Here is a 23,436-nt window from a genome sequence, read left to right on the forward strand (position 1 = left end):
AAGGCGGGGGAGTCGGGGGCAGAAATAAAGAAACCCCGGAGCACGATGGTAATGCTCCGGGGTTTGGGTGCGTGTCCTGAATCGGGACTTAAGCGGAAGGGGCGGTAAAACCGTCGGCTTCCACGTCCTTGTCTTCAAACAGATATTGCTCCATCTGTTCTTTCAAATACGTGCGGGCACGGGCGTCGGCCAGGTTCAGGCGGTTCTCGTTCACCAGACGGGTTTGCACGTCCATCCAGTTGGCCCAGGCCTGTTTGGAAATCGAGTGCCAGATCTTGGTGCCCAGCTCGCCGGGGTAGGGGGGAAACTCCAGGCCCTCGGCTTCCTGTTTCAGCTTCACACAGTGAATCATGCGTGCCATATGTGTTCCTTTTCAATCAAATGCTTGGATGGGCGTATTGTACTTAGGGGCGCAGGAGGGTCAAACCGGCTTACAGCTTTTTAATAAAGACCATGCTGTTGCGCGAACGGTTGTAATGCGACTGCTTGCCCTTGGGCAGATCGGACACACCACCTTGTACAAAGCCACGCTTGATAAACCAGTGAGACGTGCGGGTAGTCAGCACAAACAGACGCTTGAAGCCGGCCGCACGGGCCTTGGCTTCGGTATGGCGCAAGAGAATTTCACCTTCGCCCGAGCCTTGCCATTCCGGGTGCACGATGAGACAGGCCATTTCGGCCATGCTTTCTTCTTCGTACGGAATTAATGCCACACAGCCGTAAATAATGCCGTCGTGCTCCAAAACCGTGAACTGCTCCACCTCGCGCTCGATGACCGAACGGCCACGGGGGACCAGGGTGCCGTCAATTTCAAGGGGTTCGATCAGTTGCACGATTGCACCCACATCGTCCAGATTGGCCGGGCGCAAATCGTCCAGTGTGTCTTCCACCACCATGGTGCCCACCCCATCGTGGGTGAAGATCTCCAGCAAAATGCTGCCGTCCTGCTTGTAGGGCACCAGGTGCGCACGGGCAATACCGCGTTTGACGGCTTGCGAGGCGTAGCGCAGGAAGGTGGAGCAGTCCTCGTCCAGCTTGCCCGAGGCCAGCAGGGAGTCGGCATCGGCACGGGCCAGCTCCGAATCGATATCCAGATTATTGGAGTGCCCGATATGCTCCGGGGTCAGGAAAATCAGCTTTTCAGCGCGCAGGGCGATGGCCGTGCTGGTGGCCAGATCTTCCATGTCCAGGGTAAAGGCCTCGCCAGTTGGAGAAAAACCCAATGGGGAGAGTAGAATAAGCGCTCCTTGGCTCATGATCAGCCGCATGGCGTCCACGTCCAGTTTGCGTACCGCGCCAGAATGCTTGAAGTCCAGGCCATCAATTACGCCCACCGGACGCGCGGTCACAAAGTTGCCCGAAATGATGCGAATCTGGGCATGTGACATGGGGGTGTTGGGCAAACCCTGGCTGAAAGCGGCTTCAATATCCAGGCGAATTTCACCAGCGGCTTCTTTGGCGCATTCCAGAGCGACCGCACTGGTTGGCTCGGTACCGCGACCAAATTGCGTGGTTTCGCCTTTCAGGCGCAGTTGCTCATTGACCTGGGGGCGGGAGCCATGCACCAGCACCAGCTTGATGCCCAGTGCTGACAGCAGCGACAAATCCGGGATCAGGGTGTAGAGCAGTCCATCGTTGATGAGCTCGCCCCCAAAGGCCACCACGAACGTCTTGCCACGAAAATCGTGTACATAAGGCGCCACTTCCCTGAACCATCGCACAAATTGTGCCTGGGATTCATCAGGTGGTTCGATGGCGTTGTACGAGTCGGGGATGTCTGTGTTCATTGCGGGGGATCTTTGCGTCCAAATGGTTTCAAGCCAAAATTATAATGATGTCTGTACCAGAAACTACCTTTCATGCACGAGTCCGACGAATTGACTGAAAACCCACACTCTTTACCAACAATTTCTTATCCTGATGACCTGCCAGTCAGCGCCCGACGGGCCGAAATTGCGCAGGCGATCAAAGACCATCAGGTGGTCATTGTGTGTGGTGAAACCGGCTCGGGCAAAACCACCCAATTACCCAAAATCTGTCTGGAGCTGGGCCGTGGCCTGCAGGGCAAGATTATTGGTCATACTCAGCCGCGCCGTCTGGCCGCCACGTCGGTCGCCAAGCGTATTGCCCAGGAGCTGCAATCGGAGATTGGTGACTGGGTAGGGTACCAAATCCGCTTTAACGACAAGACCGGACCGCGCTCGGCCATCAAATTGATGACAGACGGGATCTTGCTGGCCGAGTCCCAGCGCGATCCCCTGTTAAGCCGCTATGACACGATCATTATTGACGAGGCCCATGAACGCAGTCTGAACATCGACTTTCTGCTGGGTTTTTTAAAGCAACTGTTGCCACGGCGTCCGGACCTGAAGCTGATTATTACCTCGGCCACAATTGATGCCGAACGTTTCGCGCAGCACTTTGCCCACAAGGGCAAGAAGGCGCCTGTCATTGAAGTGTCGGGCCGTCTGTATCCCGTCGATATTGTGTACCGCCCGATTCTGGACCCGTCTTTGGTCGATGCCGAAGAACGCCGTTCCGCCTCCGAGGAGGAGCGGGATCTGATGCAAGGCATTGTGGATGCAGTGCAGGAATGTGCCCGGCATGGTACGGGCGACATTCTGGTCTTCCTGCCTGGTGAGCGCGAAATCCGTGAAGCCACCGAGGCGCTGGAAAAAGAAAAGCCCATCAATACCGTGATCCTGCCCTTGTTTGCGCGTCTGTCGCAGGCGGATCAGGAACGTATTTTCCGACCCAAAGGCAATGCGCGCCGTGTGGTGCTGGCGACCAATGTGGCAGAAACCTCGCTGACCGTGCCCGGCATTCGCTTTGTGGTCGATAGTGGTCTGGCGCGTATCAAGCGCTATTCCTGGCGCAACAAGGTCGAGCAACTGCGTATTGAAGCGATCAGTCAGGCCTCGGCCAGCCAGCGGGCAGGGCGTTGCGGTCGTATTGGCCCCGGTATCTGTATTCGTCTGTATGACGAGCAGGATTTCAAGAGCCGCCCCCCCTTTACGGATCCCGAGATTTTGCGCTCCTCGCTGGCCTCGGTGATTTTGCGCATGAAGGCCTTGCATCTGGACGATGTGGAAACCTTCCCCTTTGTGGAGCCGCCCACTGGCCGTGCGATTGCCGATGGGTATCAAATTCTGCAAGAGCTGGGTGCGCTGGATGAACAGCAGCGCCTGACCAAGGTAGGCCGTTCCCTGGCCAAACTGCCTGTGGACCCGCGTGTGGCCCGCATGATTCTGGCCGGTCATGAACATCATTGTTTGACGGAAATGCTGATCGTGGCCTCGGCCATGTCCGTGCAAGATCCGCGTGATCGTCCTGTCCATGAGCGTGAAGCAGCCAATCAGGCCCATGCCCGTTTCAACGACGACAAGTCCGAGTTCCTGTCCTATGTAAAGCTGTGGAACTGGTTGGAAGAGCTGTCGCAGGAACAAAGCTCGCAGCGCAAGTTTGCCAATAGCGTCAAACAGGCTTTGTTGTCCCCTTTGCGTATTCGTGAATGGCGGGATGTTCATACTCAATTACGCAGTCTGGTACAGGAGCAGCGCTGGGTCGCCAACCCCTCGGCAGCCACGTATGAGCAGGTGCATCTGGCCTTGTTGACGGGCTTGATCGGCAATATTGGCTACAAGAGTGAAGAAACGGGTGTCTATCAAGGTACGCGTGAATTGCGCTTTGTGATTCACCCCGGCTCCAAGCTGGTCAAGAAAGCAGGCCGCTGGATACTTGCGGGCGAGCTGATGGAAACCACGCGACTCTTTGCCCGCTGTGTGGCGCGTATCGAGCCGCAGTGGATTGAAAAAGTCGGTGCCCATTTGCTGCGCAAAACCTGGGGCGATCCGCGCTGGGAGAAGAAAGCCGGGCAGGTAGTGGCCAATGAGCGCGCTACCTTGTATGGCTTGCTGATTTACAGTGGCCGTCGCATTCACTTTGGCCGCATTGATCCGGTGCAGGCACGCGAGTTGTTCTTGCGCCAGGCTCTGGTGCCAGGCGAGATCGACTCCAACCTGCCTTTCCTGCGTCATAACCGTCAGCAGATACAGGCGGTAGAGCGTTTGGAGCACCAATCCCGCCGCCCCGATATTCTGGTGGACGAAGAACTGATTTACGCGTTTTACGATCAGCGCATTCCCAAGGACGTGTACCAGACCGCCACATTGGAAAAGTGGTTCAAGGGCTTGTCCAAAGAAGAGGCCAAGGGCCTGGAGCTGAACCGCGACGAATTGATGCAGCACGACGCAGCCGGCATCACCACCGAGGTCTTTCCGCGCTCCGTTGAATGGCAGGGCGTGAAGATGGCGCTGGATTATCACTTCGAGCCGGGCTCGGTGCGCGATGGGGTTACCTTGAGCGTTCCCTTGTTCGCCTTGAACCAGATCGACGCTGCGCGTTGCGAGTGGCTGGTGCCCGGCATGCTGAAAGAAAAAGTGCTGGCTTTGCTGAAATCCTTGCCGCAACGCATCCGCCGCCATTGTGTGCCGCTGCCCGATTATGCTGCCGCTTTTCACCAACGCTGGTTTGAAAAAGCAGCCGATCCGGGCATGAGCCTGCTTGACGCCATTTCGCAGGATATGTGGACTCAGCTCAAGCAAAGGCCGCAGCGCAGTGACTTCAAGCCCGAGACGCTGGCGACGCACTTGTTCATGAACTTCCGGGTCATTGACGAGCATGGCCGCATGTTGTCGGGCGGGCGCAATCTGGATCAGCTCAAGGCCGAGCATGGCCGTCAGGCCCAGGCCTCCTTCCAGCAAATGGCCGCCAGCGACGAACAGGTAGCGCAAGTGCTGGATCACGAGCAACTGACCAGCTGGAGCTTTGGTGAACTGCCCGAGCTGATGGAAATCAAACGCAAGGGGCGCAGCTTTATTGGCTACCCGGCCTTGATCGACAAGAAAACCCATTGCGATCTGGATGTGTTCGATGACCCGGCCCAGGCCCAGCGTCAGCACCGTCAGGGTTTGCGCCGCTTGTTCCGTTTGGCCCTGCGCGAGCAGGTGCGCTTTCTGGAAAAGAACATTACGGACCTGACTCGTATCAGCATGCTGTACATCAATCTGGGGACGCAGGAGCAATTGCGTGACCAGATTATTGATGTGGCTCTGGAGCAGTCCTGCATGATGGAGCCCTGGCCCAAGAACCAGGCCGAGTTCGAGGCTCGCGTGCAGGAGGGCCGCAGCCGTCTGGGTCTGGTGGCCCAGGAAGTGGCGCGTCTGGCCGGGCAGATTCTGACTGAATGGAGTGCCGCCCAGAAGAAACTGGCGCAAATCAAGGCCCACCCCGAGGCTTTGAAAGACATACAGCAGCAATTGAACGCCTTGATGCCTACCTTGTTTCTGGAAAGCAATGAATACGCGCAGTTGGCGCATATGCCGCGTTACTTGAAAGCGGTACAAACACGGGTGGACAAGCTGCGTGCCGATCCGGCTCGCGATCAACGCCTGATGCAGGATATGTCGGTTCTGCTGACCAAGTACCAGCGTGCCGTGGCCGCGCTGAAAGGTGCGACTGATAGCGGTTTGCGGGATTTTCGCTGGATGCTGGAGGAACTGCGCGTGTCCTTGTTTGCGCAAGAGTTACGCACCCCCATGCCGGTTTCGGTCAAGCGTCTGGAAAAAGCCTGGGCGGCGCTGCAACGCTAAGACGGTAGCCGTTTGAGATCTGCAGGGCGATATTGGGCATTGGGATGCGCCCTTGCAGATCATGTGCTTTGGGTTTGAATGCCTTGCAATACGTTTCAAGGTATTCACCCGTAGCGCCATTTCAGCCTCAACAATGTCCATAGGCTTCAGTACAATTCCATCATGAGCGAAACCACCCCTTCCTTTGTCCATTTGCGATCCCACTCGGAGTTCTCCGTGGTGGACGGCATCGCCCGTATTCCCGAAATGATCAAGAAAGCGCAGGCCTATGGGCAGCCTGCACTGGCTTTGACGGACTTGTGCAACTTGTTTGGACAGATCAAGTTCTATACCTCGGCGCGTAAAGCCGGGCTGAAAGCCATCATGGGCTGTGATATCTGGCTGCAAAACGAGGAAGACCGCGAAAAACCGTCGCGCTTGTTATTGCTGGTGCAAAACGAGGCCGGTTACTTGAGCCTGTGTGACATTCTGACCCGCGCCTGGCTGGGCAACCAGTACAAGGGGCGGGCAGAGGTACAGCGCGCCTGGCTGAAAGAATGTAGTGGCTTGATTGCCTTGTCCGGTGCTCGTATGGGTGATGTAGGCCAGGCTCTGGCCGATGGCAATCTAGATTTGGCCCGTGATTGCGCCCGCCACTGGGACAGTCTGTTCCCGGGCGCTTTCTATATTGAGTTGCAACGCAGCGGTGCGGACGGCGACGAGCTGTATGTACAAGCTGCCATGCGCTTGGCCGCGGAGCTGGACCTGCCCGTGGTAGCGACGCACCCGATTCAATTTATTGCACCCGACGATTTCCGCGCGCATGAGGTGCGGGTATGTATTGCCGAAGGCGAGCAGTTGGCCAATCCCAAGCGTGTGAAGCGTTTTACGCAAGAGCAATATTTTCTAAGCTCGGACGAAATGCAGCAGCGCTTTGCGGACGTTCCTGCTGCGCTGGAAAACACGTTGGAAATTGCCAAGCGTTGCAACCTGGAGCTGGAACTGGGCAAACCCTATCTGCCCGATTTTCCCACGCCCGATGGCATGTCGCTGGGCGACTTCCTGATTCAGCAGGCCAAAGATGGTCTGGAAATCCGCTTGAAGCAGCTGTATGCCGACCCCGAGGAGCGCGAGAAGCAACGCCCCACCTACGAAGAGCGTTTGATGTGGGAGTGCAACACCATTATTTCCATGGGCTTTCCCGGCTACTTCCTGATCGTGGCGGACTTCATTAACTGGGGCAAGCACAATGGCGTGCCCGTAGGGCCGGGCCGGGGTTCGGGGGCGGGTTCCCTGGTGGCTTACAGCATGGGGATTACTGATCTGGATCCCTTGCGCTATGACTTGCTGTTCGAACGTTTCCTGAACCCCGAGCGGGTATCCATGCCTGACTTTGACGTGGACTTTTGTCAGGACAACCGCGAACGTGTTATTGATTACGTTAAACAGAAATATGGCCGTCAGGCCGTCAGCCAGATCGCCACGTTCGGTACTCTGGGCGCAAAAGCCGTGGTGCGCGACGTAGGCCGTGTGCTGGAATTGCCTTACAGCCTGTGCGATGGCTTGTCCAAACTGATTCCTTTCAACCCCGCCGATCCCTGGACGCTGGAACGTGCGCTGGCCGATGAGCCGGCCTTTCGCGAGCGTTACGAGAACGACGAGGAAGTCAAAGCCCTGATCGATCTGGCCCGTCCCTTGGAAGGCCTGACCCGTAGTGTGGGCATGCACGCCGGGGGGGTCTTGATTGCACCCGGCAAATTGATCGATTTTTGCCCGCTGTATGCCCAGTCTGGCCCGGACGCCAACGCCGTGTCGCAATACGACAAGGACGACGTGGAGGCTGCCGGCCTGGTCAAGTTCGACTTTCTGGGGCTGCGTAACCTGACGATTCTGGACTGGGCCGTGCGCTATGTACGCCAGTTCAATGCGGACAAGCGCGAGTTCGACATCATGGCCTTGCCATTGGATGACGACGCCTCCTACAAGCTGTTGTGTGAAGGTAATACGACAGCGGTGTTCCAGCTGGAATCGCGTGGGATGAAGGAGCTGCTGCGCAGTCTGCGGCCTTCCACTTTTGAAGACATTATCGCCATGCTGGCCCTGTATCGTCCGGGGCCGCTGGAGTCGGGCATGGTGGTGGACTTCGTGAACCGTAAACACGGTCGAGCCGAGGTCGATTACTTCCACCCGGATCTGGAAAGCACCTTGAGCAGCACCTACGGAGTCATCGTCTACCAGGAACAGGTGATGCTGATCTCGCAGATTATCGGTGGCTACTCGCTGGGTGGTGCCGACTTGCTGCGCCGTGCCATGGGCAAGAAAAAGCCCGAGGAGATGGCCAAGCACCGGGTTCTGTTTGAGGAAGGGGCGGTCAAGAAAGGCCACGACCCTGAATTGGCGGTCAAGCTGTTTGACCTGATGGAAAAGTTTGCGGGCTATGGCTTTAACAAGAGTCACTCTGCTGCTTATGCTCTCATTGCCTATCAGACGGCCTGGCTCAAAGCCCACCATCCGGCCGAGTTCCTGGCCGCGACTTTGTTGTCCGATATGGACGATACCGACAAGGTCCAGATTTTCTGGAAAGATGCGCTGGCCAATGGCGTGGAAGTCTTGCCGCCAGATATCAATGCGTCCAACTATCGCTTTGAGCCTGTGCAGGATAGCTATACGGAAAAAGGCTTGCCGCCACGCACCATGCGCTATGGTCTGGGCGCCGTGAAGGGTACCGGTCAGGCTGCGGTTGAAGCGATTGTGGATGCTCGCAAGCAAGGCGGTCCTTTCACCAGTCTGTTTGATTTCTGCCGTCGTGTAGACCGCCATCAGGTGAACAAGCGCACCATTGAAGCCTTGGTGCGTGCCGGCGCTTTTGACACGATTGATGAAAACCGCGCCGCTTTGTTGGCCAGTATCGGTGCCGCTACCGAAGCTGCCGAACAGGCCGAACGTAGCGCCAACCAGTCTTCGCTGTTTGATGACGACTCCAACGATATTGTGGAAGGCGAGGTTGCGAAAGTGGCTCCCTGGAGCCTTCAAGATCGCTTGCGTCAGGAAAAGACGGCACTGGGCTTTTACTTCAGCGGCCATTTGTTTGACGCCTGGCGTGATGAGGTCCGCCGTTTTGCACCGACACCGTTGGCACGTTTGGAAGCGTCGCGTAGTCCGCAGTGGTTTGCCGGTGTGCTGTCAGCGGTGCGTGTACGCATGACACGTCGCGGCAAGATGCTTTACGCCATGCTGGATGACGGCTCGGCGCAGCTGGAAGTGGCCATCTTCAATGAGCTGTTTGAAGAGCATCGCCAGCGTCTGAAAGAAGACCAGTTGATCATCATCCAGGGCAAGGTCAGCAACGACGATTACACCGGCGGCTTGCGTATCAATGCTGATGCTATTTTTGACTTGCAGCTGGCCCGTGAAGCCCGTGCCAGTTGCCTGAGCATCGGCCTGAACAATAATGCCGACGCACAGCGTCTGCAAACCTTGTTGGCACCACACTGTGCCCAGGAGCAGGGCGGGGTGCCGGTCGAGGTACAACTGCTGCGTCCCGATTATGAGTGCGTGGTGCAGTTGGGCCCGCAGTGGCGTGTTCGTCTGGCGGATTCCCTGCTGGAGCAGCTGGAAGGCTGGGACGCCACGCGCGAGGTGGAGATCAGCTACCGATGAGGCCCTTGCGCATTCTGCACTCGGAAGCTGCCACCAGCTTTGGTGGTCAGGAAAACTACATCCTGCGAGCCATGCGCATCTTGCGCGAAAGGGGGCATCAGGTGGAGGCCGCCTGCCAACCCCACGCCCAGTTGACCGAGCGCCTGCGCGACGAGGGTTTTGTGGTTCATACCCTGTTGATGGATGGCCCGGCCAATTACATGCGCGGTGTGCGCCAGTTGCGTCGGGTCTTGCGCCAAGGTCAGTTTGATGTGCTGAACAGCCATAGCCGCCGTGACACCATGCTGGCCGGTGTGGCCGGGCGCCTGGCGGGAACCCCCTTGATTGTGCGTACGCGCCATCTGGCCAAGAAAGTGGGCTCCTTGATGTCTTACACCATCGTGCCCAAACGGGTGATTACGCCCAGCGATTATGTGCGCGATCACCTGATCGAGCGGGGCGTGAAACCTGGGCATGTTCGGGTGGTCTATCCCTGTGTCGATCCCAGCGTGATTGATTCAGCGCCCCTCCTGGATTTGCGTGCCCAGTTGGGTTTGGCGTCTGATACCTTGCTGGTAGGTTGCGTTGCCGTATTGCGGCGCGAAAAAGGCCATCATGAACTGATCGCCGCCATGCAGCCTTTATTTGATCGCTACCCTCACTTGCACTTGGTGCTGGTGGGGGGCGGCTCTCCGGGCTATGAACAGTTGCAGGCCTTGATCGCGGAGCTGGGCCTGCAAGGGCGGATTCATATGCTGGGCGCTCGTGCAGATGTGCCCTCGATTCTGCCCAATCTGGATATTTTTGCCTTGGCGACCCATATGGAAGCGTCGGGCACTGTTTTTGTGGAGGCTGGAAGCGCCGGCATTCCTGTGCTGGGCAGTCGCGTTGGCGGGGTCCCGGAGATGATGCAAGAAGGCCGCAGCGGTTTGCTGGCGGATTTGCACGACCCGGAGCAGTGGCGTGCCGCCTTGGAAAAAATGATCCGGAGCACGGAGTTGCGTCAGGAAATGGGAGCCGCAGGGCGCCTGTTTTGTCGTAGCGACGAGCGCTTTACCCCGGTTGCCATGGGCGACCGGCTGGAAGGCGCTTATTATGCTTGGTTAAAGGAGCTTCAGGGATGAAAGTGGCAAGCACCGTGCCCGTCATGATGTACCACCATGTCACCCCGGAAGGGGGCATGATCAATGCCAGTCCCGAGCATTTCGAGCAGCATTTGCAATGGTTGAAGAAAAACGGCTGGACCAGCCTGACAACCGAGCAATTTGTAGGCCATCTGCAAGGGCAGGGCGTACCGCCCAAATCGGTACTGATTACCTTTGATGACGGCTACCTGGATAACTGGGTCTACGCTTATCCCTTGTTGAAAAAATATGGCTTCAATGCTGTGATTTTCCTGGTGACAAGCTGGATCAATGAGGGGCCTGTGCGCCCTTATCTGGGCCAGGGCCAGGACGTGCCCGAATGCCCGGATCATCGTGAATGTGAAGCGCGTATCGAGCAAGGTCGTAGCGACGAGGTGATTTTGCGCTGGAGTGAAATCCACGCCATGCAGGCTGATGGTGTGTTCGAGTTCCACAGTCATACTCATACCCATACTCGCTGGGACCTGAGCGAACAGCGCGATCAAAAGAACGACAAGATGCGTTGGGAACTGGAGCAATCCCGTCAGACCTTGAAGGCCAATATGGGTATGGTCTCTGACCAGCTGTGTTGGCCGCAAGGCTATTTTGATCCTGATTATGTGCAGGTCGCCCAGCAAGCCGGTTTCCGCTATCTGTATACAACGCGCGCCTTCGGCTCCAACCAGCCTGGTAGCGATCCTTTGCACATTTATCGTTTCGCCGTGCGTGACACGACGGGCGTATCGGTAGGACGCAGGCTGAATGTTGCGGTACATCCCGTGATCGGTCCGATTTTCAACAGGTGGAAAGCATGGCGTCGTCGTCAACGACAGAAGTAGGGCAAAGCGCCGCGTCGAGTTCTGGCAAGCGCCTGTCCGTTATCCTGATCACGAAAAACGAGCAGGCGCATATTCGTGCCTGCCTGGAATCCGTTGCCTTTGCGGATGAGATTATTGTGGTGGACTCGGGCAGTACGGATGAGACGGTGGAAATCGCCCGTTCCATGGGAGCGAACGTGACGGTCACCCCGGATTGGCCCGGTTTTGGGCCGCAGAAGAATCGGGCACTGGATCAGGCCACGGGCGAGTGGGTGCTGTCCATTGACGCGGACGAGCGCGTTACGCCCGAGCTTGCACAACTGATTCAGCAGGAAATGATCCAGCCGCGTGGTACGGCTTACCGGATTGCCCGCCTGTCAGAGTTCGCTGGCCGCTGGATGCGCCATAGCGGTTGGTGGCCAGACCGGGTATTACGACTGTTCAAGCGTGGTACAGCCCGCTTTAACGACGCCAAAGTCCATGAAAGCGTGCAGACCGAGCATCCAGTCCTGATCTTGGATGGGCATTTTCTGCATTACCCCTACGCCAGCCTTGAAGTCTTTATCGACAAGATCAACCGTTATTCCTCGGATGCGGCCCGTCAAATGCAGGCCAAGGGCAAGACCACCAGCCTGCCGGGCATTGCTGGCCATGCCAGTTGGACTTTTGTGCGTCACTATATTGTTCGACGGGGTTTCCTGGATGGCCCGCAAGGCTTCATTCTGGCGTGTATGGCCGCTTCTGGCAGCCTGTTTCGATATAGTAAGCTGTGGTATTACACCCGTCAGAAGTCTGATTAGCCCCTTATAATGCCGCCTATGATTCCGATTCTTATGTACCACCAGGTCGGGGTGCCTGCTCCCAAGGGCTCGCCTTACCGTGGTTTGACCGTGCATCCTACTGATTTTCGGCGCCAGATGACTTGGCTCAAGCGCTTGGGTTACCGTGGTTTATCCATGGCGCAACTGATGCCGTACCTGCGGGGTGAAAAGCAGGGCAAGGTTGTGGGGATCAGCTTTGATGATGGCTACCGTAACGTCTTTCAGAACGCCATGCCGGTGCTGGATGAATTGGGCTTTACGGCGACCAATTACATTGTGGCGCGGCATCTGGACGGTTCGAACTTCTGGGACCAGCCCAAAGGAGTGCCGCATTCCGGTCTGATGTCCTTGCCAGAACTGCGCGCCTGGGTGAACGCCGGTCATGAAGCCGGTTCGCATACGCTGGACCATGTGCATCTGACCGATGTGTCCTCGGAAATTGCCCATTACCAGATCGCGCAATCCAAGGCAGAGCTGCAGGACGTGCTGCAAGTGGAAGTCAGCGCGTTTTGCTATCCCTATGGCGATCAGAATCAGGCTATTCGTGAACAGGTGCGTCAGGCTGGTTATCTGAATGCCACCACGACCAATCGCGGTCTGGCTCGTTCAGACGATGATTTGTTTGACTTGCCCCGTGTGACGGTCTCGCGTTCCACCAATATTTTGCGCTTCGTGCAAAAGTGCGTGACACGCCTGGAAGACAAGCGTCGTACGGTTTCCCGCTCATGAGCTCAGATCAAACCCGCGATCTTCCCGCTGCGATTCCCGAGCGCCTGCGCATCGCTTTTGTGGTCGACCGTTTCGGTAACCGCTTTGGCGGCGCTGAAGCGTATGGGGTGGAGCTGATGCGCGAGCTGGCCGAAAAACACGAAATCACTGTGTTTGCGCGCGAATATGACAGTCGCTGTGATTTGAAGCTGGCCTATGTGCCTATTCGACATTGGTCGCATTGGCCGGGCTGGATACGCGGCATCCTGTTTGCCCGTCAGGCCGCCAAGGCCACGGCGCAAGGTTTTGATATTGTGCACTCGCACATGAACGGCTGGTGCGGGGACGTGGAAGTAGTGCATGTCACCCCCGTGCGGTTTAACTGGCGCGTGCGGCCTTTGCCTTTGTTGAAAAAACTGGGCTCTTACTTCAGCCCCAGGGTCTGGGGGTATCTGGGCCTGGAAAAACGCCGTTTGCGCCCCGGCCCTCATGCCGTAGTCGCCGTTTCGGGCCTGATTGCCGAACAATTGCAGCAAGCTTATGGCAGCGTGCACGACTATCCCGTCATTGCTCCCGGTGTGGCCTTGCCGCAAGCCGATGCCCAAGGCCAGGAGCGCACCCAGGTTCGCGAGTCTTTGGGTTTTACGAACGATCAGGTTGTCTGTCTGTTGGTGGCTCGTAATCCGCTGCGTAAAGGCTTGAATACGGTGCTGGAAGCCTTGGCGAAACTGCCTTCCCATTATCGATTGCTGGTGGTGGGCGGAAAGCCGGGTTTGCGTGACCAGATACGCCAGCAGCTTCAGGCTCTGAATATGCAGGATCGCGTTATCCTGCAGGGTGAAACCTCTAACGTCGAACCTTTTTATCGCGCTGCCGATATTTACGTGCATCCCACCCTGAATGACAGCTTTGGCATGGCACCGCTGGAAGCCATGTCCTATGGCTTGCCGGTTGTCCTGAGCCCGGCTCCGTGGTGCGGCTTTGCCCAATATGTGCAGGGCGGCTATCACGCATTGCTGCTCAGCCATCCGGAGGATGCTCAGGAACTGGCTCGGGCGATTGAGAAAATCAGCAAGGACCCGGCCATGGCCAGGAATCTGATCGAGAACTCGCGTGAGTTATTGGTGCAATTCAGCTGGCCTGCCGTCGCGACTCGCTATCAGGACCTGTATCAAAAAGTGTTGCTTCGCCGCCAAGATTAAAGGCAGGTGCAGCCAGGTTTTCTCTTTTACCGAGATTAAATCGTCAAAACTGCTGTTCAGTCATTGTTCAGCTTACGCAATAGCGGATACACTTTGTGGCCTGTAGATGCTCGATCTGAGTATTTGTCTGTCATTCACAGCCGCTGACGGAGCGAGTTTTGAAGGTCCTGATCACTGATATTCACCATGGTAATGGCGGTGGCCATGTCACCTATATTCTGGGTTTGTTGCGCGGTTTGGCCCATCAGTGTGAATTCACTCTGGCGGCACCGGCAACGGGCCGACTGTATCGGGAAGCGTCGCAGATACCCGGTGTAAGAGTGTTGCCAGGCCTGTATACCGCCCGTATCGGGACGGCCTTGTCGGAAATCTGGAACCTGCGCCGTTTTTTGCAGCGCGAAGCCTTCGATATCGTGCATTGCAATGGCAGTACCGATCATCGTCATGTCATGATCGCCTGCAAAACCTTGTCGAATCCTCCCGTTATTATCTGGACCAAACACAATACCAAGCGCCTACACAGCATGGGTAACCGTTTGCGGGCGCGCTTTGGGACTGATCTTTGCATTGCTGTCAGCGATTATGTTGCCCGCCAACTCGCCAATTCTGATTATCGGCGTTGCAACGTTGAGCGGATTTATCACGGTCTGGACTTGGAGCATTATTCCCCGGTTTCCGCGCAGGAAAAGCAGGCTGCACGCCAAGCACTTTTCGGCGCTGATTTGGCAGAGAACAGTTTGGTGCTGGGCTCAGTGGGTGGCACGGATCTGGAAAAAGGTTGGTTGCTGCTGGTTGAAGCAGTGTCCCGTCTGGAGCCGGAACTCAAGCAGCGCGTTCGGATTGTGGTAGCAGGTGATCCACCTGCGCAGGCTGTTCGGGAGCAAGTGCAGGCTTTGGGCTGTGCCGAACAATTGGTTTTCCCCGGCTTGGTTAAGGATGTGCGGTCGATCCTGGCTGCCTGTGATGTGGGGTTTGTGCTTTCATACAAAGAGTCGGCCTCGTACGCGTGCTACGAATCCTTGGCTTTGGGGCTGCCCGTCTTGATCTCCAATGCGGGTGGTTTACCGGAAAGCATCGAGCATTTGCATGAGGGTTGGGTGGTGCCTTGTGGAGACGTGGCAGCCATTGAGGCGCATGTCCGAGACATGTTATGTCAGAAGTACTGCTTGCATACCGTGGGCAAGCGTGCCAGGCAGCGCGCAGAAAACCGTTTTGATGCGCAGCGTTTTTCGGTGGATACCTATCAGGCCTATTTGAAGGCGCGGGCGCTATAAAGTCAGGTGCAGGCCAAGCCTGTAGTAAAAAGCGTTCTGAGTGTATTTCAGAACGCTTTTTTTATGCTTAGTTGTTGAGGGACGGAGCAGTGAGTGTTTCCAGCTCCGTCAGCCAGATCAAGGCATCTTCCCGCTTTTCCCCACACATTTCCGGCGAGGCTTGCAAGCCCGAGCAACAGGCAGGGCGTTCGGGTTGGCCAAAAATCCGACAACGTAGCTGTTCGTCCAGCTGAACGCAAGGCACACCCGCAGGCTTGCCGTGGGGCATGCCGGGGATAGGACTGGAGATAGAGGGGGCGATACAGCAGGCCCCACATTCAGAACGGCAAATCATGCCCAGCCTCGGGACCAGTACACCAGAATCCCGACATATTCCTTGATGATGGAGCGGCTGGATTGCAGGGCCATCAGATTGGGTTTCCACATGGAAAACTCGGGGCTGTTCGGAACCGTTAGCTGTGGGGCGGCACCAGCCGCAATGACATCGACCCCTTGCTTGCGGAAAATTGCCATGGCGCGCGGCATGTGCAGGGCAGAGGTTACCAACAAGACTTTCTTGGCCTGCTTTTCTTGCAGTAGCTGGGCGGTGTATGCACCATTTTGCTGGGTGGTCAGGCTTTCGTTTTCCATCAGTGTGGCCGAGGCGGGCACATCCAGATTAGTCAGGGTGTTGGCCATGACCTTGGCTTCACTGATGCCGCCGTCCAGCGCGGCTCCCGACAAGACAATGTAAGGTGCACGGCCCGCTTTATACAGATCGGCCGCTCGTTCTACCCGCGCCGATGTTTTCTGTGCTGTTTGGGGCAAGAACCAATTGCTGCGGTTTTGAGCGGTGTGGCCGCCCAGAACCACAATGGCATCGGCTTGCGTTACCTGCTCAGCCGGCTGATAGGGATACATTTTTTCCAGATAACCGCCCGCATACAGACTGGTGGCAGGCAGGGACCAGGCGCCGGTCCAGAGCAGTCCGGCCAAGGCCAGAGCGGCGGCGGTTTTGCGCAGGCGCAAGATAAAGAGCAGCACCGCCACAAGTAGTAGGGCGGCAAACAAATTCAGCGGAATGACCAGGCTGGTCAGGATGCTCGATACATTCATGGGTGCTCCCGCTCTGACTCCAGCACTTGCACCACCTCGTCCAGCGTTGGCCATTGGCCATCGCGCCCCAGGCAAATCGCCCGTGGCGACCAGGGACCGGTGTCTTCAGGGTTGGTGACGCCACATAAGGTCAGCTGCTGGGCCTTGATGGCTGCCGCGACATGGGAGACGCCAGAGTCATTGCAAATAACCCACTGCGCCTGTTGGCAAAGCCGCGCAAACGCTCCTAAAGGCAGGGGCGGCAGGCAACGTGCGCTGGGCGCATTTTGCAGGGCAGCCTCATGCTCGTTGGGCGGGGGGCACATAATGACGGTTTTGCCTTGGGCTTGCAGATGGCGGGTCAGTTGGTCGAAATACGGCCAGACTTTGACGCGGCCTTTGTGCAGTCCCGTTGCGGTAGGGGCGATCAGAATATAGTCACCGGGGCGCAGGGCGGCTTGGCGTAGACTGTTGTCGCCTTCTTGCCGTTGCAGGGGGCTGAGCGTCAAATCCAGGGTGGCTGGGGCTTGTTCAGGCGCCGGGTTCAATTTCCACAGCGCCAAAGCCTGCTGAACAATATAGAACCAGGATTGCACCGCATGCAACTGCTTTTGCGGCTTATTTAACGGCCATCGTAATAAAAGGCTACGGCCATCGTCCCGGTAACCGCAGGCTGGCAGACCTGCCAGTTTGAAGCTGAGGGCACTGCTCAGCGAATCGGGCAGCAGCAGGCCATACGCTTGGCGATGGCCGTGCTGGCGACGATAACGGCGTATGGCCTTGGCATCCTGGTGCCAGTGGCTGCTCATGGGGATGAAGCCATGCAAGGGGTAAGCCGACAGCAGTTCGCGGGCCCAGGGACGGGCGCAAACCACGACGGGCAAACCGGTATCCAGCAGAGCCTGTAAACACGGCAGGCTCATGCATACATCGCCTAGCCAATTAGGCAATCGTAAATAAAGGGCAGAGGGATCAGACATGAACAGGACAACTAGGCAGAACCAACAAGTGCGGAGGCGCTCGACTCAGGCAATGAGCGTTAGAATAAACACAATTAGATAGTATATAGGGTGTCCTCGTTGTCCAACGCCATAGAAACCAAAATCAAGCCTGCTGGGCACGATCCTGTCAAATCCGATCTCTGGAAGCGCATTTATAGCCGTTTGCTGCCTTATTGGAAGGTGGCGGTGCTGGCGCTGATCCTGGTCAGCATCTCCTCAGCTACCCAGCCAGTGCTGGCGGTGATCATGAAGCCTTTGCTGGATGATGGCTTTACGGGTGCCAATCCGGACTATATGTGGTCCATCCCGCTGGCGGTGATCGGGCTGATGTTTGTGCGCGGCGTGACCAGTTACGGCAGTTCTTATTTGTTTGCCTGGATCGCCAACAAAATGTTGCTGACTTTACGTGGTGACATGTTCTCCCGCTTGCTGGGATTGTCCGATTCGGAGTTCAAGCAGGGGGATACTGGCCGTTTGCTGAACCGCTTCACGATTGATGCCGGCACCATGACTGGCGTGGCCACCGAGGTGGTCACCGTCGTAGTGCGTGAAACCTTGACCGTGATCGCCTTGTTGGGTGTTCTGCTTTACATGTCCTGGCAATTGACCGTGATCGTGTTTCTGGTCATGCCCGCCTCGGTCTTTGTGGCCAAACTGGTGTCGCGTCGCCTGCGCCGCATCAACCGCGATACCGTGAACATGAATGCCGAGCTGACTCGTGTGGTCAGTGAAGCTATCGATGCCCAACGTGTCATCAAGCTGTTTGATGGCTACGAGCGCGAAAACACCCGTTTCATGTATGTGAATGCGCGCCTGCGCCGCTTCGCCATGCGTGCAGCTTCTGCGGATGCCGCTCTGTCGCCTATTACACAGTTGTTTGTGTCGATTGCCGTGGCCGGAGTGATTTTTGTCGCTCTTTACCAGGCCAATACCGGCACGCTGACTATCGGTAGCTTTGCCGCTTTCATGGCTGCCCTGGGACAGATTTTTGATCCTATCAAGCGTTTGACCAATATCACCGGCACGATGCAGCGCATGCTGGTGGCGGCAGAAAGTGTCTTCAAGCTGGTTGATCAGGACCCGGAGCCCGATACCGGGACTCGAGAGTTCACGCAGCCTGTGCATGGTCATATCGAGTTCGACTCGGTGTCACATCGTTTCCCCAACGCGCATCGCGATACCTTGTCCGAGGTCAGTTTTGCGGTGCAGCCCGGCCAGACCATTGCCCTGGTTGGCCGTTCCGGTAGTGGCAAGACCACACTGGCCAATATGTTGCCGCGTTTCTTGATTCCTAGCAGTGGGCAAGTGCGGGTAGATGGCATTCCCTCCGAAGAGCTGACCTTGCGTAGCTTGCGTAGCCAGATTTCTTTGGTTAGCCAGGATGTGGTGCTGTTTGAGGCGACGATTGGTCAAAACGTGGCCTATGGTGCGGGAGCCGATGTTACGCCGGAGCGTATCTGGGAAGCGCTGGAGGCAGCCAATCTGCGCGAGTTCGTGGAAGGCTTGCCACAAGGTCTGGATACGATGGTGGGCGAGAATGCCAATTCCCTGTCTGGTGGCCAGCGTCAGCGTCTGGCCATCGCCCGTGCCTTGATTAAAAATGCTCCCATTCTGATTCTGGATGAGGCCACCTCGGCTCTGGATAATGAGTCCGAGCGTCAGGTTCAGATGTCGCTGGAGACCTTGATGAAGGGCCGCAGTACCTTGGTGATTGCGCATCGTCTGTCTACCGTACAAAATGCGGATCAAATCCTGGTGCTGGACGAAGGGCGGATTATTGAGCAGGGCCGTCACGACGAATTGCTGGCCCGCAACGGTGTGTACGCCGGTTTCTACCAAATGCAGTTTCAGTTCAACGAATAAGCAGCCTGGGGCTGCACGATAAGGAACATCATGAAGAAAATCATTCTTGCGCTGGCCGGGCTGGCTGTGTTGGCAGGGTGTGCCAAGCAGGGTGCGGAACTGCGAGAACAGGATTTGCGTCGTCCCAGCTATTTCAAGACGGAGCGCCGCATCAATACGGACTTTGTGGGTATTCAGCGTGCCTTGTTCAAGCATCAGGCCGAGTGTGGCAAAGCAGCGGTTTTCAAAATGGATGAGCGCCAGGCCAGCTACGGCACTTTGCGCTACGAACTGGAACCGGGGGCGGGCTGGGATAAAAGTATCCTGATCGATCTGACCATGATGCAAAAGGGTTGGGTAGACGCAAAGGTTTACGCTTACCGCGCTGATGTGAAGCGAGAGATTCAGGAGATCTTCACTTCAATTCGTGCTCCAGGTGTGTGCAACCCGGACGATGCACCAAAAGAAGTGCTGCCCGAGGATGATTTTGTACCGGTTGCGCCGCTGTAAGTGTCCAAGCTTTGTGCTGGGCAACTCGCTCAGCACATGAGGCGCCCTGATCGCAGGACAAATCTGTCCTGCTCGTGACCCGCTTTTTCAGGCGGGTTTATTGTTTTCAGTCCCTCTCAATGAACAGAGATGATTATGGATCTTGCCTCTACACCCCCAGTCAGACAGACAGCCTCGACAGCAGCGATGCTTTATCTGATTTGCGGCAAGATTGCGGCGGGTAAATCCACCCTTGCTAAAAAGCTGTCCGAGCAGCCCAAGACCGTGCTAATCAGCGAAGATTTCTGGCTGGCTAACGTATACCCCGGTCAAATTGCGTCTTTGGAAGATTACGCGCGCTGTTCAGCGCAGTTGCGGGCGGCCATGGCACCGCATATTGCTGCTTTGTTGCAGGCTGGGATGTCTGTAGTGCTGGATTTTCCGTCCAATACCTTGGCAACACGCGCTTGGGCGCGGGAGCTGATTGAAAAATCGGCTGTGGCTCATGAACTGCATTATCTGGATGTGGCAGATGAACTGTGCAAAGCACGTTTGCATGCCCGTAATGCCAGTGGTGAGCATCCCTTTGAGACGACCGAAGCGCAGTTTGATTTGTTCAGCTCTTACTTTGTGGCACCTCAGGAGTCAGAGGGCTTTCATATCATCCGCCATCAGATCAGCGAATAAGCCGGGGCGTGTTTTTCTGCTGCTAGTTGCCGCATGCCAGAAGATGTTTGCTGGTTTGCTTGTATCTGTGCCTGAACTTTGCGGGTGTAGGAGCGTGTCCGAGCACGCAGCAGACCTTGCCGTACAAGAGCTTATGTAGGGGATTGGCTACTCAGCCAACCCCAATGCTGACCAATTACAGCAAAATAATGTCGTACTGTTCCTGGGAGTAGTGTGGATCTACTTCCAGAGAAATAGGTTTGCCAATAAAGTCGCCCGCCACGGCCAGGTGCTGGCTTTCTTCTTCCAGAAACAGGTCCACGACCTCTTGAGCCGCCAAAATACGAAATTCTTTGGGATTGAATTGTTTGGCTTCGCGCAGGACCTCGCGCAAGATTTCATAGCAGACTGTGCGGGCCGTGCGGACGGAACCTCGCGATTGGCAGGTGGGGCAGGGCTCGCATAGTTGGTGCGCCAAAGAGTCACGCGTACGTTTGCGCGTCATTTCCACCAGACCTAATTGACTAAAGCCATTGATCGTCACGCGAGTGCGGTCTTTGGCCAGCGCTTTTTGCAGCTCCTGCAAGACAGACTCCCGGTGAGCAGGGTCGTCCATATCAATAAAGTCCAGGATGATGATGCCACCCAGATTGCGCAGACGCAGCTGGCGGGCCAGGGCAATCGCTGCTTCCAGGTTTGTTTTGAAGATCGTGTCGTCAAAGTTGCGACCACCGACGAAACCGCCGGTATTCACATCCACCGTAGTGAGTGCTTCGGTCTGATCGATAATCAAATAGCCGCCGGACTTCAAATCTACCCGACGCGACAGGGCGCGATTGATTTCTTCATCCACATGGGCTGTATCAAACAGAGCGCGACTGCCTTTGTGGTGACTGATGCGCTCAAGCACCGAGGGCGTGTAAATCTGTGCCCACTCCTTCATCTCCTGCACGACGGTGCGTGAGTCCACGATGATGGATTGGGTGTTGGGCGTCACCATATCGCGTAAAACACGTTGCGCCAGGCTCAAGTCCGTATAAAGCACAGAGGGGGCGCCTTGCTCGCGGATACGTTCCTGAATACGTGTCCACAAAGTACGCAGATACTGCTGGTCTGCACTGATCTCTTCATCCGTCGCGCATTCGGCCTGAGTCCGTACGATGAAACCGCCTTTCTCATCCTTGGGCATAAGACGACTGACACGCTCGCGCAGCTCGATCCGGTCTGCATCCGAACCAATCCGTTGCGATACGCCAATATGAGGATCAAAAGGCAGATACACCAACATGCGGCCCGCAATACTGATTTGTGTTGATACACGAGCACCCTTGGTACCCAAAGGATCCTTGATGACTTGTACTAATAGAGACTGACCTTCGTACAAGAGCTTTTCAATCGGCGTGGTGGGACTACCCTGATTACGCTCGGTGCGATTCTGGCGTAAGTCCGCGACATGGATAAACGCCGCGCGTTCCAGGCCAATATCAATGAAGGCACTTTGCATGCCGGGCAAAACCCGTGCCACCTTTCCCAGATAGACGTTCCCCACATAACCGCGTTGGATGCTGCGCTCGATATGAATTTCCTGGACAGCACCTTGCTCGACCAGGGCAACACGGGTTTCAAACGGAGTGACGTTAATCAGGATGTCTTCATGCATAGTAATTTCGCTCAGGAATATCTGTTCCGGGCTAGTGTAGGGCCAAGTCGGTGAGGCTGCTATGCCTTTATGACTATATAGAGAGTTTAGGGAGGATGAATGCTTCGCTTGTCTTTGTTTTGGAGACTGCTTGGGGAGGTTTATGGTGCTAGCCGCTCTATGTAGGTCGCCACTCGAGGCCCCGGGTCCGGGTGTTGGGGCGGACTACTTGCCGGCGCAATGCGCCGGTCCCCTTGTCGGGGTCACAATCGGGGCGCAGTCTGAACTCGCCCAGTGATTGGTCCCCTGGACCAATCACAAACTTTGGGCTCAAACAGCAGACTGCTTGCATCCCCGATTGTGACTCCGACTGCGGCAAGTACTCTGACTCGCCCCAACACCCGGTCCCGGGGCCCCGAGTGGCTAGCAGCCCTGCATAATGCTCGATCTTGGAGGCCATTCAATTCGTTATCTATATATAGACACTGTTGGTTGAAGGCACAGGGCCGATGCAGTGTTCGTGTGGCCGTTCTTTTGTCCGCCATCTATCCATCCAGCAACCAACCAACCAACCAACCAACCAACCAACCAACCAACCAACCAACCAACCAACCAACCAACCAACCAACCAACCCATCGACTGGCGACTGTTCTTTGGAGGGAGTTTTTCTTCTATCTATATAGAAGAGGATAGAGGGAGGAGTTGTCAGAGAACGGGGGAGATGATTTAACGAATTTCCGTGAGGAAAATAGCTTTCTGTTCGTGTTTTGCTCTGAAGAAGCTTGAAGCCTCCTGCCTGAAGGCAAAAAGTCGAAATAAGCTAAAAAATATTTTTATAGTTATTCTTCATAGTTATCAATGAGCTAAGGTTTTTTTTGGCGGTTTCTCTCCTGAAATACCTAGGAAAATCCCATAGAACGCTTGCAAAGCGGAAAATCCTCGTGCTATAGTTCTTTTCTCGCTGCAGCACACAGGGTTTTCCCCGAAGCGCCGCAGAGAGCAGTTAGACAAGTTTCACCGCCTTGGCCAAAAGGCCCGCACCGAAGCTTGAATGACTGGTCAGGAAACTGACAGGGTGTAAAACCCGGAGCTTGACAAATCAGAAAATTCTGTGTTAAAGTTCTAGGTTCTGCTCCAGAGAATGCAACGTTAAGTTTTTAAGCGGTTTTGCAGGTTGAAACGGTTTTGAGAATTTACCCTTGTTTGTGAAGTTGGATAGTTAACCTCACGGTTGATTGTTCAGTAGGTAAGAAAGAACGAAAGTTCTGGTTTAAGCGGGATAAGTTAGACGGTTTTAAAACTTTCTAACTTCTTCAAAAAAACGCTTGACACACTACCTGATCTGCTTCATAATCTCGTTTCTCTGCTGCTAACACAGCAAGGCACGAAGCGCCAAGCGCGACGAGCCAGCCGGGTTAGTCAGTAGAACGACAGGCAACTGTCACTGCTCTTTAACAATTAACAGCCGATAAGTGTGGGCGCTTGGAATGAGCGAGTCGAACCCTTCG

Annotated in this window: 17 protein-coding genes; 11 read left to right on the forward strand and 6 right to left on the reverse strand. The window is 56.0% G+C overall.

Features of this window, described 5'->3' with window-relative positions:
• Positions 1-88 precede the first annotated feature (88 nt).
• Both ACU6HM_RS11615 and argA read right to left on the reverse strand, forming a co-directional pair.
• Positions 89-361: an oxidative damage protection protein gene (locus ACU6HM_RS11615; RefSeq protein ID WP_009461661.1), complete on the reverse strand. Its 273-nt coding sequence runs from the start codon at positions 359-361 to the stop codon at positions 89-91.
• Positions 362-431: 70 nt separating this feature from the next.
• On the reverse strand, positions 432-1,787 hold the full coding sequence (gene argA / locus ACU6HM_RS11620) for an amino-acid N-acetyltransferase (RefSeq protein ID WP_009461662.1): 1,356 nt from the start codon (positions 1,785-1,787) through the stop codon (positions 432-434).
• A gap of 72 nt (positions 1,788-1,859) precedes the next feature.
• Between argA and hrpA the strand changes: the two genes are divergently transcribed.
• The 8 genes from hrpA to ACU6HM_RS11660 all read left to right on the forward strand — a co-directional run bounded on the left by hrpA (position 1,860) and on the right by ACU6HM_RS11660 (position 15,216).
• Entirely contained in the window at positions 1,860-5,651 is a 3,792-nt protein-coding gene (hrpA, locus tag ACU6HM_RS11625; RefSeq protein WP_035270709.1) for an ATP-dependent RNA helicase HrpA, read from the forward strand.
• A gap of 162 nt (positions 5,652-5,813) precedes the next feature.
• The gene (gene dnaE / locus ACU6HM_RS11630; RefSeq protein ID WP_446763829.1) at positions 5,814-9,290 is read left to right on the forward strand and encodes a DNA polymerase III subunit alpha; all 3,477 of its coding nucleotides are present in this window, start codon (positions 5,814-5,816) and stop codon (positions 9,288-9,290) included.
• Positions 9,287-10,393, forward strand: a complete 1,107-nt coding sequence (locus ACU6HM_RS11635) for a glycosyltransferase family 4 protein (protein WP_446763830.1) — start codon at positions 9,287-9,289, stop codon at positions 10,391-10,393. Before dnaE ends, ACU6HM_RS11635 begins: the two co-directional genes overlap by 4 nt.
• Complete coding sequence (locus ACU6HM_RS11640) at positions 10,390-11,232, forward strand: polysaccharide deacetylase family protein (protein ID WP_022983576.1); 843 nt, start codon at positions 10,390-10,392, stop codon at positions 11,230-11,232. The genes ACU6HM_RS11635 and ACU6HM_RS11640 overlap by 4 nt, the downstream gene beginning before the upstream one ends.
• Positions 11,205-12,011 carry a glycosyltransferase family 2 protein gene (locus ACU6HM_RS11645; protein ID WP_446763831.1) on the forward strand — a complete coding sequence of 269 codons (807 nt, stop codon included), beginning with the start codon at positions 11,205-11,207 and terminating at the stop codon, positions 12,009-12,011. The genes ACU6HM_RS11640 and ACU6HM_RS11645 overlap by 28 nt, the downstream gene beginning before the upstream one ends.
• A 33-nt stretch (positions 12,012-12,044) precedes the next feature.
• Positions 12,045-12,761: a polysaccharide deacetylase family protein gene (locus ACU6HM_RS11650; protein ID WP_009461672.1), complete on the forward strand. Its 717-nt coding sequence runs from the start codon at positions 12,045-12,047 to the stop codon at positions 12,759-12,761.
• A complete protein-coding gene (locus ACU6HM_RS11655) occupies positions 12,758-13,942 on the forward strand; it encodes a glycosyltransferase family 4 protein (RefSeq protein ID WP_446763832.1) in 1,185 nt (394 codons plus the stop codon). The genes ACU6HM_RS11650 and ACU6HM_RS11655 overlap by 4 nt, the downstream gene beginning before the upstream one ends.
• Positions 13,943-14,100: 158 nt before the next feature.
• Positions 14,101-15,216 carry a glycosyltransferase family 4 protein gene (locus ACU6HM_RS11660; protein WP_035270697.1) on the forward strand — a complete coding sequence of 372 codons (1,116 nt, stop codon included), beginning with the start codon at positions 14,101-14,103 and terminating at the stop codon, positions 15,214-15,216.
• Positions 15,217-15,283: 67 nt separating this feature from the next.
• Here the strand turns inward: ACU6HM_RS11660 and ACU6HM_RS11665 are convergent, their stop codons facing one another.
• From ACU6HM_RS11665 to ACU6HM_RS11675, 3 genes are read right to left on the reverse strand one after another with little or no spacing between them, the layout of a single operon-like run.
• Positions 15,284-15,550: a YkgJ family cysteine cluster protein gene (locus ACU6HM_RS11665; RefSeq protein ID WP_203144973.1), complete on the reverse strand. Its 267-nt coding sequence runs from the start codon at positions 15,548-15,550 to the stop codon at positions 15,284-15,286.
• On the reverse strand, positions 15,547-16,311 hold the full coding sequence (locus ACU6HM_RS11670; RefSeq protein WP_009461680.1) for a YdcF family protein: 765 nt from the start codon (positions 16,309-16,311) through the stop codon (positions 15,547-15,549). The genes ACU6HM_RS11665 and ACU6HM_RS11670 overlap by 4 nt, the downstream gene beginning before the upstream one ends.
• The gene (locus ACU6HM_RS11675) at positions 16,308-17,213 is read right to left on the reverse strand and encodes a glycosyltransferase family 9 protein (protein WP_035270695.1); all 906 of its coding nucleotides are present in this window, start codon (positions 17,211-17,213) and stop codon (positions 16,308-16,310) included. The genes ACU6HM_RS11670 and ACU6HM_RS11675 overlap by 4 nt, the downstream gene beginning before the upstream one ends.
• 147 nt (positions 17,214-17,360) lie before the next feature.
• Here ACU6HM_RS11675 and msbA point away from each other — a divergent pair, with 147 nt between their 5' ends.
• The 3 genes from msbA (at position 17,361) to ACU6HM_RS11690 (ending at position 20,309) form a co-directional block, all read left to right on the forward strand.
• Entirely contained in the window at positions 17,361-19,154 is a 1,794-nt protein-coding gene (gene msbA, locus ACU6HM_RS11680) for a lipid A export permease/ATP-binding protein MsbA (RefSeq protein WP_009461684.1), read from the forward strand.
• 30 nt (positions 19,155-19,184) lie between these two features.
• A complete protein-coding gene (locus tag ACU6HM_RS11685; protein ID WP_009461686.1) occupies positions 19,185-19,643 on the forward strand; it encodes a hypothetical protein in 459 nt (152 codons plus the stop codon).
• A gap of 186 nt (positions 19,644-19,829) precedes the next feature.
• Entirely contained in the window at positions 19,830-20,309 is a 480-nt protein-coding gene (locus ACU6HM_RS11690) for an AAA family ATPase (RefSeq protein WP_238441682.1), read from the forward strand.
• Between the two features lie 175 nt (positions 20,310-20,484).
• Here ACU6HM_RS11690 and rng read toward each other — a convergent pair whose 3' ends face one another.
• Complete coding sequence (rng, locus tag ACU6HM_RS11695) at positions 20,485-21,948, reverse strand: ribonuclease G (protein ID WP_009461688.1); 1,464 nt, start codon at positions 21,946-21,948, stop codon at positions 20,485-20,487.
• Positions 21,949-23,436 lie beyond the last annotated feature (1,488 nt).

The organism is Alcaligenes sp. RM2 (genome assembly GCF_052931795.1).

Coding starts and splice junctions, on each gene's coding strand:
- ACU6HM_RS11670 (WP_009461680.1), bottom strand. CDS start 16,311: ATGAATGTATCGAGCATCCTGACCAGCCTGGTCATTCCGCTGAATTTG.
- ACU6HM_RS11640 (WP_022983576.1), top strand. CDS start 10,390: ATGAAAGTGGCAAGCACCGTGCCCGTCATGATGTACCACCATGTCACC.
- ACU6HM_RS11655 (WP_446763832.1), top strand. CDS start 12,758: ATGAGCTCAGATCAAACCCGCGATCTTCCCGCTGCGATTCCCGAGCGC.
- ACU6HM_RS11645 (WP_446763831.1), top strand. CDS start 11,205: ATGGCGTCGTCGTCAACGACAGAAGTAGGGCAAAGCGCCGCGTCGAGT.
- ACU6HM_RS11615 (WP_009461661.1), bottom strand. CDS start 361: ATGGCACGCATGATTCACTGTGTGAAGCTGAAACAGGAAGCCGAGGGC.
- ACU6HM_RS11635 (WP_446763830.1), top strand. CDS start 9,287: ATGAGGCCCTTGCGCATTCTGCACTCGGAAGCTGCCACCAGCTTTGGT.
- ACU6HM_RS11690 (WP_238441682.1), top strand. CDS start 19,830: ATGCTTTATCTGATTTGCGGCAAGATTGCGGCGGGTAAATCCACCCTT.
- ACU6HM_RS11685 (WP_009461686.1), top strand. CDS start 19,185: ATGAAGAAAATCATTCTTGCGCTGGCCGGGCTGGCTGTGTTGGCAGGG.
- ACU6HM_RS11675 (WP_035270695.1), bottom strand. CDS start 17,213: ATGAGCCTGCCGTGTTTACAGGCTCTGCTGGATACCGGTTTGCCCGTC.
- hrpA (WP_035270709.1), top strand. CDS start 1,860: ATGCACGAGTCCGACGAATTGACTGAAAACCCACACTCTTTACCAACA.
- rng (WP_009461688.1), bottom strand. CDS start 21,948: ATGCATGAAGACATCCTGATTAACGTCACTCCGTTTGAAACCCGTGTT.
- ACU6HM_RS11650 (WP_009461672.1), top strand. CDS start 12,045: ATGTACCACCAGGTCGGGGTGCCTGCTCCCAAGGGCTCGCCTTACCGT.
- argA (WP_009461662.1), bottom strand. CDS start 1,787: ATGAACACAGACATCCCCGACTCGTACAACGCCATCGAACCACCTGAT.
- dnaE (WP_446763829.1), top strand. CDS start 5,814: ATGAGCGAAACCACCCCTTCCTTTGTCCATTTGCGATCCCACTCGGAG.
- ACU6HM_RS11665 (WP_203144973.1), bottom strand. CDS start 15,550: ATGATTTGCCGTTCTGAATGTGGGGCCTGCTGTATCGCCCCCTCTATC.